12 protein-coding genes are annotated in these 13718 nt (G+C 72.7%); 7 read left to right on the top strand and 5 right to left on the bottom strand.

All coding sequences use genetic code 11. The features are described 5' to 3' along the window. Nucleotides 1-127 precede the first annotated feature (127 nt). Complete coding sequence (gene guaA / locus ABZV00_RS19670; protein WP_328420314.1) at nucleotides 128-1684, top strand: glutamine-hydrolyzing GMP synthase; 1557 nt, start codon at nucleotides 128-130, stop codon at nucleotides 1682-1684. 7 nt (nucleotides 1685-1691) lie between these two features. Here guaA and ABZV00_RS19665 read toward each other — a convergent pair whose 3' ends face one another. Further along, the gene (locus tag ABZV00_RS19665; RefSeq protein WP_355608120.1) at nucleotides 1692-2078 is read right to left on the bottom strand and encodes a PspC domain-containing protein; all 387 of its coding nucleotides are present in this window, start codon (nucleotides 2076-2078) and stop codon (nucleotides 1692-1694) included. Between the two features lie 143 nt (nucleotides 2079-2221). Here ABZV00_RS19665 and ABZV00_RS19660 point away from each other — a divergent pair, with 143 nt between their 5' ends. From ABZV00_RS19660 to ABZV00_RS19650, 3 genes are all read left to right on the top strand, one after another. Then, entirely contained in the window at nucleotides 2222-3172 is a 951-nt protein-coding gene (locus ABZV00_RS19660) for an NUDIX domain-containing protein (RefSeq protein ID WP_355608117.1), read from the top strand. A 163-nt stretch (nucleotides 3173-3335) separates the two neighbouring features. Continuing rightward, nucleotides 3336-4226, top strand: coding sequence for an NUDIX domain-containing protein (locus tag ABZV00_RS19655; RefSeq protein ID WP_355608114.1), 891 nt, complete (start codon nucleotides 3336-3338; stop codon nucleotides 4224-4226). A 344-nt stretch (nucleotides 4227-4570) separates the two neighbouring features. Beyond that, nucleotides 4571-5518: a CDP-alcohol phosphatidyltransferase family protein gene (locus ABZV00_RS19650; RefSeq protein WP_328420306.1), complete on the top strand. Its 948-nt coding sequence runs from the start codon at nucleotides 4571-4573 to the stop codon at nucleotides 5516-5518. A 59-nt stretch (nucleotides 5519-5577) separates the two neighbouring features. On the opposite strand, the gene ABZV00_RS19645 is transcribed toward ABZV00_RS19650, so the two are convergent. The 3 genes from ABZV00_RS19645 to ABZV00_RS19635 form a co-directional block, all read right to left on the bottom strand. After that, nucleotides 5578-6831 carry a phosphatidylserine decarboxylase gene (locus ABZV00_RS19645; protein WP_328420304.1) on the bottom strand — a complete coding sequence of 418 codons (1254 nt, stop codon included), beginning with the start codon at nucleotides 6829-6831 and terminating at the stop codon, nucleotides 5578-5580. 164 nt (nucleotides 6832-6995) lie between these two features. After that, nucleotides 6996-7649 (bottom strand): hypothetical protein, encoded by a 654-nt coding sequence (locus ABZV00_RS19640; protein ID WP_355608219.1) that lies wholly within the window; start codon nucleotides 7647-7649, stop codon nucleotides 6996-6998. After that, nucleotides 7646-9580 carry a PspC domain-containing protein gene (locus ABZV00_RS19635; RefSeq protein WP_355608110.1) on the bottom strand — a complete coding sequence of 645 codons (1935 nt, stop codon included), beginning with the start codon at nucleotides 9578-9580 and terminating at the stop codon, nucleotides 7646-7648. Before ABZV00_RS19635 ends, ABZV00_RS19640 begins: the two co-directional genes overlap by 4 nt. A gap of 183 nt (nucleotides 9581-9763) precedes the next feature. Here ABZV00_RS19635 and ABZV00_RS19630 point away from each other — a divergent pair, with 183 nt between their 5' ends. The 3 genes from ABZV00_RS19630 to ABZV00_RS19620 all read left to right on the top strand — a co-directional run bounded on the left by ABZV00_RS19630 (nucleotide 9764) and on the right by ABZV00_RS19620 (nucleotide 13049). After that, nucleotides 9764-11002 (top strand): PspC domain-containing protein, encoded by a 1239-nt coding sequence (locus ABZV00_RS19630; protein WP_355608216.1) that lies wholly within the window; start codon nucleotides 9764-9766, stop codon nucleotides 11000-11002. Between the two features lie 2 nt (nucleotides 11003-11004). Next, nucleotides 11005-11691 (top strand): response regulator transcription factor, encoded by a 687-nt coding sequence (locus ABZV00_RS19625; RefSeq protein WP_172899192.1) that lies wholly within the window; start codon nucleotides 11005-11007, stop codon nucleotides 11689-11691. A gap of 191 nt (nucleotides 11692-11882) precedes the next feature. Further along, on the top strand, nucleotides 11883-13049 hold the full coding sequence (locus ABZV00_RS19620) for a Cys-Gln thioester bond-forming surface protein (RefSeq protein ID WP_355608107.1): 1167 nt from the start codon (nucleotides 11883-11885) through the stop codon (nucleotides 13047-13049). An 81-nt stretch (nucleotides 13050-13130) separates the two neighbouring features. Here ABZV00_RS19620 and ABZV00_RS19615 read toward each other — a convergent pair whose 3' ends face one another. Beyond that, nucleotides 13131-13388 (bottom strand): PIG-L family deacetylase, encoded by a 258-nt coding sequence (locus tag ABZV00_RS19615; protein ID WP_355608104.1) that lies wholly within the window; start codon nucleotides 13386-13388, stop codon nucleotides 13131-13133. Between the last annotated feature and the right edge of the window lie 330 nt (nucleotides 13389-13718).

The following is a 13718-nucleotide window of genomic DNA, read 5'->3' as shown; positions in this document are numbered from 1 at the left end:
GCAGGTTCGCCGCTACGGGGCATATGTCCTGGTTGGTGAGGCGGTCAGTGCAGGATCTTGGAAGGGAGGGTGCGGGGGCGGCGGGGCGGGGCGGGAGCGGCCGTGACTGTCGGTAGGCTTTGTGCACATGAGCCTGCCTCGCCCCGTCCTTGTGGTGGACTTCGGAGCCCAGTACGCCCAGCTCATCGCCCGCCGGGTCCGCGAGGCGAGGGTCTACTCCGAGATCGTGCCGCACTCGATGCCGGTCGCCGAGATGCTGGCGAAGAACCCGGCCGCGATCATCCTCTCCGGCGGCCCGTCCAGCGTCTACGCGCCGGACGCGCCACAGATCGACGCCGGCATGTTCACCGCCGACGTGCCGGTCTTCGGCATCTGCTACGGCTTCCAGGCGATGGCCCAGGCGCTCGGCGGCACGGTCGCGAAGACGGGCAACCGCGAGTACGGCGGCACACCGCTGCGCCCCCGCCTCCTCGACCCCGGTGTACTGCTCCGCGACCTGCCGGCCGACCTACCGGTCTGGATGAGTCACGGCGACTGCGTCACCGAGGCGCCCGAGGGCTTCACGGTGACCGCCGAGTCGGCGGGTGCGCCGGTGGCCGCGTTCGAGGATCTGGCCGGTCGCCGGGCCGGGGTGCAGTTCCACCCGGAGGTCGGGCACACCGCGCACGGCCAGGAGATGCTGACCCGCTTCCTGTACGACATCGCCGGCATCGAGCCGACCTGGACGCCCGAGAACATCATCGACGAGCAGGTGGCCCGGATCCGCGCCCAGGTCGGCGACAAGGAGGTCATCTGCGGCCTGTCCGGCGGGGTGGACTCGGCGGTCGCCGCCGCGCTGGTGCACAAGGCGGTCGGTGACCAGCTCACCTGCGTCTTCGTCGACCACGGCCTGCTGCGTGCCGGCGAGGCCGAGCAGGTGGAGAAGGACTACGTGGCGGCCACCGGCATCAAGCTGAAGGTGGTCGACGCGGCGGAGCGGTTCCTCGGCGCGCTGGCCGGGGTGACCGACCCGGAGCAGAAGCGCAAGATCATCGGTCGGGAGTTCATCCGGGTCTTTGAGGCCGCCGCCCGCGAGGTCGCCTCGCACGGCGATGTGGAGTTCCTGGTCCAGGGCACCCTCTACCCGGACGTGGTGGAGTCCGGCGGCGGCACCGGCACCGCCAACATCAAGAGCCACCACAACGTCGGCGGCCTGCCTGAGGACCTGAAGTTCGCGCTGGTCGAGCCGCTGCGCACGCTGTTCAAGGACGAGGTCCGGGCGCTCGGCCTGGAGCTGGGCCTGCCCGAGGCGATGATCTGGCGGCACCCGTTCCCGGGCCCCGGCCTGGCCATCCGGATCATCGGCGCGGTCGACCAGGAGCGGCTCGACCTGCTCCGCCAGGCCGACCTGATCGCCCGGGAGGAGCTGACCGCCGCCGGCCTGGACCGCGGCGTCTGGCAGTTCCCGGTGGTGCTGCTGGCCGACGTGCGCAGTGTCGGCGTGCAGGGTGACGGGCGCAGCTACGGGCATCCCGTGGTGCTGCGCCCGGTCTCCAGCGAGGACGCGATGACCGCCGACTGGTCACGGCTGCCCTACGAGGTGGTGGCCCGGATCTCCACCCGGATCACCAACGAGGTGGCCGAGGTCAACCGCGTGGTGCTGGACGTGACCAGCAAGCCGCCGGGCACCATCGAGTGGGAGTGAGCGCACCTCACGCGGCCGGAGGCGCCTCGTCCGCCGGTCGTGTGCTGGGCGGGCTCGCCGACGGGTAGGGCGGCGTCGGGGCGTACCCCGGCCATGGCCCGCCGGGCGCGGGCCCGGCGGTGGGCGGCGGGCCGGTCTGCGGCGCGGTGCCCGCCGCGTGCGGCCAGGCCGGCGCGCCGCTGGGCTCCTCGGGCATCAGGAACCACATGATCGGGTACGCGAACAGCGCGAGCCCGCCGGTGAGCAGGCCGGTGACCGCGAAGATCACCCGGACCAGGGTGGGGTCGACGGCGAAGTAGCGGCCGAGACCGCTGGCGACCCCGGCCACCATGCGGTCGGTGGTGGGTCGCCGGAGCTGCTTGTACGGAGCGCGGGGAGCGGTGGTGGGCGTCATGTCTCCACAGTCCGCGCCGCTGTCCCTCCCGGCCTCGGTGACCGCCCGGATCCTTACCCTGACCAGCCCCTGATCGGGGTCAGACAGTCAGGAATCTGACTCTTTTCCGTTCCGGTAACCCTGCCCGGGGAGAATTTGCTCCCGTGACCACCTTGCTGGAGCCGCTCCGCAGGATCGCGGCATACGCAGTTTGTGCTGACTCAAACGGCCGGTTCTTGCTGGTCCGCGCATCGGAGCGCTCCGGCACACCCGGCGTGTGGTCGCTGCCCGGCGGGGCGGTCGACCACGGCGAGGACCCGAACCACACGGTGGTCCGGGAGACCGCCACCGAGACGGGTCTCTCGGTCGCCGTCTCGGGTCTGGCCGACGTGCTCGCCGACATGCGGGCGCTGCCGGAGCGCGGCATCACCATCCACACCGACCGGCTCATCTACCGGGTGGCGGTGCGCGGTGGCACGCTGGCCGACCGGGTGGGCGAGCGCCCCACCGACCTGGCTCGCTGGTACACCCTCGACGAGGCGCGCGAGCTGCCGCTGCGCTCGTTCACCGCGCGTGCCCTCGGGCTGCCCGCCTCCTCGGCCGACGTGGTGCCCGACGAGGTGCCCGAGTTCCCCTCCTTCTACGCGGTGCCCGGCCCGGACGGGCTGCACCGGGCGCAGCGTTTCGCCGCGTACGCGGTGTGCACCGACCCGGCCGGCCGGGTGCTGCTCACCCGGGTCTCCGCTGGCTACCCGGGCGCCGGCTGCTGGCACCTGCCCGGCGGCGGCACGGACTACGGCGAGCAGCCCGGCGCGGCGCTGATCCGGGAGCTGGTCGAGGAGACCGGGCAGACCGGCCGCCTGGTCGAGCTGCTCGGGGTGGCCAGCCACCGCGACGCCGCCTCGCTCGGCCCGGAGGGCTACCCGATCGACTGGCACGGCGTACGCGCCTTCTACCGCGTGGTGGTCGACAAGCCCGACCCGTTGACCGTGGCCGACGTGGGTGGCTCCACCTGCGAGGCCCGCTGGTTCGCCCGCGAGGAGCTGGGCGCCCTCCCCACCCACCACCTCACCGAGGTAACCGCCGAAGCAGTCCAAGCCGCCCAACTCACCTAACCCCTCCCACCCCCACCCCTCCCTCCCCTCCCCAACCCCATCCCCAACCCCCCAACCCCCCAACCCCCCTCCCCGCGTTGATCATGAAGTTATTGTCAGGACGCGCCGAGATGGACGGCGATAACTTCATGATCGACGGGGACAACCGGGGGCGGGGAGCGGGATGGAAATGCGGCGGGTGGGGGTTTATGGGGTTTTGTGGGAATCGGGTCGGGTTTTGGTTGTTCGGGACAGGAACTTGGGGGTTTGGCGGCTGCCGGGGGGTGCGGTGGCGCACGCCGAGCATCCGGAGCACGCCGTGGTCCGCGAGGTCTCCCGGCAGGCCGGGCTGACCGTGGCGGTGGACCGGCTGCGGGCGGTGGTTGCCGACGTGACCACCTACCCGGAGGACGACGTCGCGCTGCACACCGACCGGTTGGCGTTCGACTTGAGTGTGCGTGGCGGTGCCCTGCGCGACGCCGTGGACGGCCCGACCGACCAGGCCCGCTGGCTCGCCCCGGCCGAGGTGGCCCGCCTGCCGCTGGCACCGTTCAGCGCCGAGCTGCTCGGCCTGCCGGTCACCCCGCTCCCGACCGGAGCGCACCGGCCCGGTGAGCCGTTCCCGCCGGTGCACCCGGGCCGCCGGTTGCGCTTCGGCGCGTACGGGCTGGTCACCGACCCGGCCGGGCGGATCCTGCTCACCCAGATCGCCGACGGTTATCCGGGGGCCGGCATGTGGCACCTGCCCGGTGGCGGCACCGATCACGGCGAGCAGCCGACCACCGGGCTGCTCCGTGAGCTGGTCGAGGAGGGCGGCCAGTTGGGCCGGGTGGTGGAGCTGCTCGGCGTGGACAATCTGCACAACCCCGCCGCGCTCGGCCCGGAGGGGCGCCCGCTGGACTGGCACGGCGTACGGGTGATCTATCGGGTGCTGGTGGACGTACCTACTGACGCGGTGGTCACCGAATCCGCCGGCGGCTCGACGGCGCGGGCCGGCTGGTTCACCCCGTCGCAGGCCGCCGACCTGCTGTTGACCGGGATCGCTGCCTCGGCAATCGGACAGCTGGGCCGATAGCCCTCCGCTCGGTGAGCCGAGATGGTGACCCTCCGGTACAGTCAAAGGCGGGAATGATGGAGGAAACGGGCGATGAAGCCCGGCATGGGAATAAGAGAGCGGTTCGCGCGGTTTAGGCCAGATATAAGTACCGCCGGCAGCTATCGCCAAGTCCTGTTCCCTTATGCGATGGTGTACTCCGCAAAACGGCTGCCGGGCCAAGCAAGGTCCGGCACGAGACAGCCGGACACCCGCCCACGGCGGTCAGCTGATCCGGTGATGGAGGAAACGTGCCGAGAGCCCCATGGCGCCGGCGTCGTACGACTGACAGTCCGCGCCCCGCTGGGCGTCGCTGGGCGGGCCGGTTGCGCCGCAGCAGCACGTTCGCCCGCCAGGTGCTGCTGGTCCGGGTGGGTCGCCGCGACGGCGACCTGCACACCGCCGACGTGGCCCTGCCCGAGCACCGGTACGCCGAGCGGCAGCGCCGCCGCTACGGCCTGGACCGGCTGGACCGGCTCGGCCGGCAGTCGCTCAACCTGGGTCGGGCGGAGATCGAGGCGGTCATGCCGGTCAGCCCGGCGCTGCCGCCGATGGCACACGCCGACGAGGTTTCGCCCGGGTCGATCCCGCTGCTCCCCGGCGAGCGCACGGTCGCCCGCCGGATGAAGTTCGGCCTGGTCAACGCGTGCACCCTGGCCAGCCTCATGCTCGGCATGCTGGCCATCTTCCAGGCCATGCAGGGCGAGGTGCGCATCGCCGCGCTCTGCCTGATCGCCTGCGTCGCCTTCGACGGCCTGGACGGCGCGCTGGCCCGCCGGCTCGGCGTGGCCAGCCCGTTCGGCGCGCAGATGGACTCGCTGGCCGACATGTGCTCGTTCGGCCTCGCCGCGCCGGTCGTGGTCTACGCCTCGCTCGCCGGCTCGGTCTCGACGGCTGCGGCGGCGGTCGCCTGCGCACTGGTCGCGGCGTGTGCCGCGATCCGGCTGGCCCGCTTCAACGTCTCGCCCAAGGACGGCCGCTTCTTCTGCGGGGTGCCGACCACCATGGCGGCCGCGGTGCTCGCCGTGACCGTCGCGATCGGCCTTCCGGTGCCCGGCCCCGTGCTGGTCGCCGGGGTGGCACTGCTCGCCTTCGCGATGGTCTCCAGCTTCCCGTACGCCAAGCTCGCCCGGCTGGTGAAGCTGCCGCCGTGGCTCTGGCTGGCCCCGATCATCGGCGCGCTGGTCGACATCCGGCTCACGTTCGCCCTGATTGTGGTGGGCTACCTGGTCAGTGGGCCGGTGCTCTGGCTGCGCCAGCGTCGTACCGCCTGATCCACGCAAGCGAAACGGGGCGCCGCGATCAGCGGCGCCCCGTTCTCTGTTGCGCGGGGTCAGTGCCAGCGGGCGATGACCGTGGAGCCGCCGACGACCTTGTCGCCCGGCCCGACCAGCGGCTCGGCAGCCTCGGCCGGCAGGTAGACGTCGGTCCGTGAGCCGAACCGGATCAGCCCGAAGCGCTCGCCCTTCGCCAGCAGCGCGCCGATCGGCGCGCGCTGCACGATCCGCCGGGCGATCAGCCCGGTCCGCTGCGCGACCACCACCGGGCCGCGGGAGGTGTCCAGCACGGTGTACGCGGCCACGTTGTGCTCGGCGTCCGGCTTCATGGCGTTGACGAAGCCGCCATCGGCGACGAAGTAGTCCACCACCTTGCCGGCGACCGGGGCTCGGTTGACGTGCACGTCCAGCACCGATAGGAAGACCGCGATCCGCAGCCACTCGCCGTCGCCGAAACGCTCGTCGTGCAGGCGCTGCACCGACAGGACCTGCCCGTCCGCGCTGGCGACCACGGCGTTCGGGTCCTCCGGCACGTCCCGCTCCGGGTCCCGGAAGAACGCGGCGACCGGTCCGGCGGCCAGCGCCGGCAGCAGCCAGAGCTTCGACGAGGGACGCGCCACCCGGGCCAGCGCGGCCAGGCCCAGCGTGATGCCCGCTGCGGCCACCCCGTTGGAGTCGATGTGCATGCCGCGGGTCAGCGGCACGCTCGACGGCCGGTACGCGGGCGCCAGCCGGTCGGCCGCGGCCGGGCTGGCCGGAGTGAACCGCAGCCGGTAGACCCGTACCGGCGGCGAGTTGCGCAGCACCAGGTCGGCGCCGACGCCGTACAGGGCGTCCTGCCGGGCCAACTCGGCGGCGGCACCGGTGGTCCGGCCGGGCGTGGCGGTGGTGGCCACGCTCAGCACCGCGCCGTCGGCCAGGTACTTGGCCATGTCCTCGATGCCGCTGCGGGTCTCCTCGGCGGTGCCGGTGAACGCCTCGCCAGCGATGACCACCCCGGCGGCCTCAGCCTCGGCCAGCGAGTCGACCACGCGCACCCGGTCGGCGACCCACCGACCCTGAGCGGTGACGTGCTCGCGGAGCGCGGTGGCGCTGGACGACTCGGCGGCCACCACGGTGAGCCGGTCGCCGGGGAGCAGCGCCTCGATCGCCGCGGCCAGCACCGCGGACTGCGGGCTCGCGCCGACCAGCAGGGCAGCCTTGGGATCGTTGATCCGGGCCAGCTCGGTGACGAGCGTACGGGCGGCTCGCTCGCCGATGCGGACCGGACCGGACCGACCGGTGGAACGCACGGCGGGGGACTGGGTCATGTCGGACGGGCTCCTGACGGGGTAGAGACGGGAATCGCGGCGGGACCGCCATGGCGGGACGGGCCGGCCGGCGGAGGCGAAATCTCCACCGGCCAGCATATGCGCCTACCCGCGCATGCCGCACCGCCCCAGCGGTCGAGAAGGCCGCGCCGGCAGGCGCAGGGTCAGGACTCCCGCCGCTGCCCCTCCCGCTCGTCCGCCGGGTGGTCGTCGACGCGCTCGACCGGATAGTCGACCAGGGTCGGCTCGTCGGCCTCCACGGCGGCCGGTCGGGCGAGGCTCCCGGTGGTCGGCCCGTCATTCTCGTCGGCGGGCTGACCGGAGATCGGCGCGGTCTCCGGCTCCGACGGCGAGTGGGCCAGCCAGGCCGGGTGGATCACGTCTGCGGTCGGAGCCTCCGGTACCCGTACCTCCGTGGTCGCCTCCGATGCCGGTCCCGGCCCGGGAGCGTCCCAGGTGGAGTGTTCGGCGTCCCAGGCCGCCAGACCCGCGCCGGACGTCGATGCGGCCCCGGAGACCGGTGCGATCGCCCCGGAAAGCGGTGCGGCGGCGCCGGAGACGGGTGCGGTCGCCCCGGAGACCGGCGCGATGGGCTCGGTGGCGACGGCCTGGTCGGTCGGCTCGGGCCGGGCCGGCCGGCCGGAGCGCAGCGCGCCGACCAGCCCGAAGACCCCGATCAGGATGAGCGCGCCGGCCAGGAACCAGCCGACCGGCGGCAGCGCGAGCCCGAGCAGTTGGGCGAGCAGCCACCAGGCCGACAGCGCCAGGAACACCAGCCCGAAGGCGAACGACACCAGGTCCGTACGGTGGGCCTTCACCGGGTCACCTCCAGGTTGCCGGCATTGACATGGATGTACAGGCGCAGCTTCCCGCCCCCGGGCCCGTCCGCGCCGAGGTCGGTGGTCTCCCGCAGGCTGCCGTCAAACCCGCCGGATCGGTTGCCGAAGACGATGGCGTCGCCCGCGTTGACGTCGGCCACCGTGGTGACGTCCACGTTCGGCGGAACGACCACGGTCCCCTTGCCGAAGTTGATCGCTACGGTCACCTGGCTCTCCCGATTGGAGAAGTCGATCGAGCGGAGGTCGAGCACGGCGTCGCCGAAGCTGTTCTCGTACCGGTTGGCGAGGTCGCGGTAGTCGGTGGGCGCCCAGGTGACCGCGCCGTCAACGCCCCGGATCCGGTCGTACGACTCGGCGATCGTGGCCGTTCCCAGCGCGGCGGCGGTCACCAGGCCGAGCGCGATCAGCCAGCGGGCCCGGCCGAACCAGGTGCCGACCAGCAGACCCAGCGCGATCGTGGCCAACGCGGCCGCGAAGTACGCCGACGCGCCGACATCGAAGACGTTCAGCAGGTCGAGCAGGGCGACCACGCCGAGGACCAGGAAGATCAGCGAGAAGGTCACCGCGCCGAGCGGTGAACGCTCCCGGGGTCGCTTCGGCGGCTTCGGTGGCTTTGGCGGCTTCGGCGGGGGGTACGCGGCCGGAGCCGGTGAGGCGTACGGGCCGTGTGGCGCGAACGGGGGGCGGTATCCGGCCGGTGGCGGCGGCGTGACCGGGTAGTCGGACGGGACACCGGCAGCAGGAGCACCGGTCACCGGTGCCGACGGCCAGTCGGCGCTGGGCATGGCGGTGCTGGGCAGGTCAGTGCTCGGCCAGCCCGGGGCGGCGGGGGCGGGCGCCGGCCAGCCGGCCTGCGGGCCAGCCATCCCGGCCGGTTGCCCGGACACCGGACCGACCCCGGAGACCGGATCCGCTCCGGACACCGGCTGTGCGCTGGCGAACTGCTGCGGAGCGGCGGCCGACTGTGCGCCGACGACCGGGGCGGGCGCGGTCGGCGACCCACCCGTGGTGGCGTACGCCGGATCGCCGCCGGCCAGCGGCGCGGTCGGCAGCGGGCCGGAGGGCGGCACGGTGCCGTACGTCGGCGCCGGCCAGGCGACTGGCGGGACCGGCCCGGGTGGCGTACCGATCGGCCCGGACGGCACCGGCCCGCCCGGCGTACCGGGCTGTGGCCCTCGGCTGTCCCGGTTGAGCAGCAGCGCGCCGCCGATCAGGATCGCCGCGCCGAGCAGCACCGCGCGGAAGGCGTCGGTGACGATGTAGCCGAAGCTGGCCGCCACCAGGATGCCCAGGATGATCACGGTCACCGGCGACATGCTGGACCGGCCACGCCCGAGCATGGACTCCACCGGGGACGCGGTGTCGCCCTCGTTCGGGATGATCAGCCAGGCGGCGACGTACACCAGGATGCCGATGCCGCCGAAGAACCCGAGCACCGCGAGCAGCACCCGCCAGAGCACCGGGTCGGTGTTGGTGGCTCGTCCGATCGCCGCGCAGACCCCGGCCAGGTACCGCCCGTCGCGCGGCCGGACCAGCCCGTACCGCGAGGTGAAGCCGGCGCCGCCCAGCGGCGGTGGCGGCGCGGCCGGACCGGGACCACCCGGCCCGGGTGGCGTACGCCCGGCCCCGCTCGCCCCGTAGCCGGTGCCGGCCGCGAAGCCGGCACCAGGCCCGTAGCCCGCGCCGCCCGGTCCGTAGCCCGTGCTGCCGGGCCCGTAGCCCGCGCCGGCCGGGTCGCCCGGTGCGTGCTCGGTGGCCGGGCCGGTGCCGAACCCGGTGGCGGCGCCGGTGGGCGGGCCGAACGTGCTGGGCTCGGTCCAGCCGGCGGGTGTCGCGGCTGGTGCGGGCGGCGATGCACCACCCGGCTGTGCCGACCCGGGACGGGGCGGCGGGGCAGCTTCCTCGGTCATGCCTCGATCCTGCTGCCAGGTCCGCCCGAACGACCTCAGGACCCGACCCTGACCCCACCCTGAGATCCTGGCAGCCGGAATGTCGGGGGCGTCCCCGTGGTCGCGGGACACCGCAGCGTGTGACGATCGGATCCACCGAACCCGACCAGCCCGAAACCGTGACCAGGGGAGCCTCCGATCAGCATCGTGACCCCGCCTCCGCGCCTGTACCGCGCCCCCGAGCACCGGATGGCCGCGGGCGTCGCCGCCGGCATCGCCGACCACCTCGGCATCTCGGTGCTGCGCGTGCGGGTGGCGTTCATGGTGCTGCTCGGGCTGAGCGGGCTCGGCCTGCTGCTCTATGCGGCCTTCTGGGCGGTGGTGCCGCTGCGGCCCGGTGACACCGCGGTGCCGCCCCGCCGGGACGTGGCCCAGCTCCTGCCGTTCGTGGGGATCGGGCTCGGGGTCCTGCTGATCCAGGTGATGGTCTTCGACTCGGTCGGCGCGGCGGGCACCGCCGGCTGGCTGGTGGCCATCATCGCGGTCGGTGCCGGTGTCATCTGGCACCAGTCCGCGCCCGAGCGGCGGCGGCGGTGGGGCGACACGCCGGTGCCCTGGCTCGGCGCGGTCGTCGAGGAGAGCGACCGGCGAGCCTTCGTGCTCCGGTTCATCGGCGGCGGCGTGCTGGTCGCGGTCGGCATCATCGGCGTCGCGGCGGTCTACTCGCCGGCGCAGAACTTCGACGCGGTGATCAACGGCGTGATCTTCGCGCTGGTGGGGCTGGCCGGGGTCGGCGTGGTCGCCGCGCCGGTGCTCTGGCGGACGTACAACCAGCTCCGTTCGGAGCGCGAGGGGCGCATCCGCGAGCAGGAGCGGGCCGAGCTGGCCGCGATGGTGCACGACCAGGTGCTGCACACGTTGGCCCTGATCCAGCGCAACGCCAGCGATGTCAAGACGGTCCAGCGGCTCGCCCGGGGGCAGGAGCGTTCGCTGCGCAACTGGCTCTACAAGCCCACCGCGTCGCCCAACGAGCGCTTCGCCGCGGCCCTGGAGCAGGCCGCAGCCGAGGTCGAGGACACCTTCGCGATCACGGTGGAGGCGGTGGTGGTCGGTGACCGGGAGACCGATGAGCGGGTCGGCGCGCTGGTCGCCGCTGCGCGGGAGGCGCTGGTGAACGCGGCCCGGCACGCCGGGGTGCAGACCGTGTCGCTCTACGCCGAGGTGGAGCCGGATCAGATCAGCGTCTTCGTCCGAGACCGGGGAAAGGGCTTCGACCCGGATACCGTGGAGGACCACCGGCACGGCGTACGCGGCTCGATCATCGGGCGGATGAAGCGGCACGACGGACGGGCCGAGATCCGGTCCGGACCGGGGGACGGGACCGAGGTCCGGTTGATCCTGCCGATCTCCCGGGATTCGTCCGCAGCGGAGAGGAACAGATGACCATGGCCGAGCAGTCGATGGAGCACCTCGACCCGGCGGACGCCCGCCCCGAGCGGCTGCGGGTGTTCCTGGTGGACGACCATGCCATGTTCCGCGCCGGGGTACGCGCCGAGCTGGGCGCCCACGTCGAGGTGGTGGGCGAGGCGAGCACGGTGGCCGAGGCGGTCACCCGGATCGCGGCCACCGGGCCGGACGTGGTGCTGCTCGACGTGCACATGCCCGACGGCGGCGGTCGTGCGGTGCTGGAGGCGATGCGGCGCAGCCACCCACAGGTCAAGTTCCTGGCACTGAGCGTCTCCGACGCGGCGGAGGACGTGATCGGGCTGATCCGTGCCGGTGCCCGGGGGTACGTCACCAAGACCATCTCCCCGGACGAGTTGGCCGCGGCGATCCGCCGGGTCGCCGACGGTGACGCGGTTTTCAGTCCTCGGCTGGCCGGGTTCGTGCTGGACGCCTTCGCGGCCCGGCCGGACGCACCGGTGGCCGACCCGGAGCTGGACCAGCTCACCAACCGGGAGCGGGAGGTGCTGCGGCTGCTCGCCCGGGGGTACGCGTACAAGGAGATCGCGAAGGAGCTGTTCATCTCCATCAAGACGGTGGAGACGCACGTGTCGAACGTGCTGCGCAAGCTTCAGATGTCCAACCGGTACGAGCTCTCCCGATGGGCGGCGGACCGCCGACTCGTGTGACCTATTCCTCCTCCCCGACAATTGGGTCACATGCGACGGATGCCGCCGCTCGGGGCTGACAAATGATCAACCGTCGTCACATAATGCCTCGGTCCCGTCTCCGCGTGCGGGTGCTGCGCATCCCGTGGAGGCAGTGACTCACGCGTGCCCGCGTTTGCGGGTCACCCCTGGGGAGAGGTGCACGAATCTTGATGTTCGGACAACGAGGACGACGCTGGGCGCAGATCGCGCTGGCGACCGTCGCCGGTGGCACGCTGGCGCTCGGCATCGCCGGCCCGGCCGCCGCGGCCCCGGCCACCGGTGTGGCCAAGGCGGTCGACGGCACCAAGGTGATCCTGAAGCTCGATGGCAAGGCCCGCGAAACGTCCGCGCTCGCGCTGCAGATCGACGGCAAGCTGGTGCCGGCGTTCTGCATCGACTACCACACCAGCGTGAAGCTGGACGGGAAGTACGAGGAGGGCACCTGGGACAAGTCCCAGGTGAAGAACCTCGGCAAGGTGCAGTGGGTGCTCACCCACGGCTACCCGAACGCCGACTCCACCGCGCTGCTCGCGGCTGCCGGCGCCACCGCTCCGGCGAAGATCGAGAAGAAGCGGCTGGACACGCTGCTCTACTTCGGCACGCAGACCGCCGTCTGGCACTTCAGCGACGGGATCAAGCTGGGCGACTGGGAGAAGGGCCTGCTCGCGCAGCAGCAGTACGACGTGATCAAGAAGGTCCGTGACTACCTGGTCAAGAACGCCACCGACCAGCCGGAGCCGCGGGCCGAGCTGTCCGTCGACCCGGCCAGCGCCACCGCGACGGTCGGCGGCAAGGCCGGCCCGTTCACGGTCAAGGGTCCGGCCGGTGACATCACCGTCGCGGCCACCGGCGGCGCGGCCGTCGACGCCGAGGGCAAGCCGGTCACCAAGACCACCAACGGTGGGCAGTTCTGGCTGACCGCCGAGGTTGCCGGCACGGTCAACGTGACGCTGACCGCGCAGGACTCGGTCTCCTTCGGCCGGGTGTTCCTGTTCACCGGCACCAAGAAGGCGCAGAAGCTGATCCTCGGCGGCAGCACCGGTGCCACCGTCACCGCCAAGGCCGAGGCCGGGTTCACCGCCGCCCCGACGCCGTCCGCGACCCCCTCGACGCCGGCCCCGACCCCGAGCGCGACTCCGTCGACTCCGTCGGCCACCCCGTCGGACTCGTCGCCGGCCAGCCCGGCCCCGTCCACCTCGCCGGCGAGCAACGGCGGCGGCCTGCCGCTGACCGGTTCGCCGATCGCGACGGCGGCGACCGCTGGCGTACTGCTGCTCGCCGCGGGTGCGGTGACGGTCCTGATGGTCCGTCGCCGGAAGGTGCGCTTCACCGCCTGATCCGCTTCGGTTTCACCATCGGCCCCGGCCCCGCCCCACGCGGTGCCGGGGCCGATGCCGTCTGGCCCCCAGGCCGGCGTGTCAGACCGTCGGGCCACCCATGGCTTTAGCCAACGACTCGCTGTTCCGCCATGCGCAAACGGGGCATTTCGGCTCGCGCGATGTCGTCGAAATCGCGCGCGTCACCCGGGTGATGATCAGAGAGCCGACCTCGATGCCCTCATCCACCCAGCCGGTGATGGTGGCCGCGCAGCCGAGGTCGACATCGTCCGGATGGGCAAAGACGGCGAGCCCTCGACGGACGTCGGGAAGCACGGGAGCGGACTGGGGAAAGCTCACAGAACCCGACCCAACGCGGACCGCCGTGGTCCGGCTGGGCCACGTCTTCCCTGCTCAGAGCCACCCCACCCGACCGCTTTATGATCATTTTTCAAGTATCGGCAACGTGGCGGGCAACTAACGTCTTGATAACGGCACCTTCACGGAAGCGGCCAGTGAGTGTCACAGTGGCAACACCTCACCCTCGGTGTGTGGCACTCCGTACGGCCCACGACCACGCCCTCCGCTATTTCGCGGCGGTCCGTGGCTGTGTCGCCTGCGTAGGGTTGCGCCTCGCCGGGTGGGGAGCCCGGCGGATCGGAACATCAGGGGTGTCTCCAACTTCCCTGT

The sequence above is a fragment of the Micromonospora sp. NPDC005173 genome (assembly GCF_040608515.1).
Classification (GTDB): domain Bacteria; phylum Actinomycetota; class Actinomycetes; order Mycobacteriales; family Micromonosporaceae; genus Micromonospora.
Note: the sequence above shows the minus strand (reverse complement) of the source record. Positions and strands in the feature narration are given on the sequence as shown.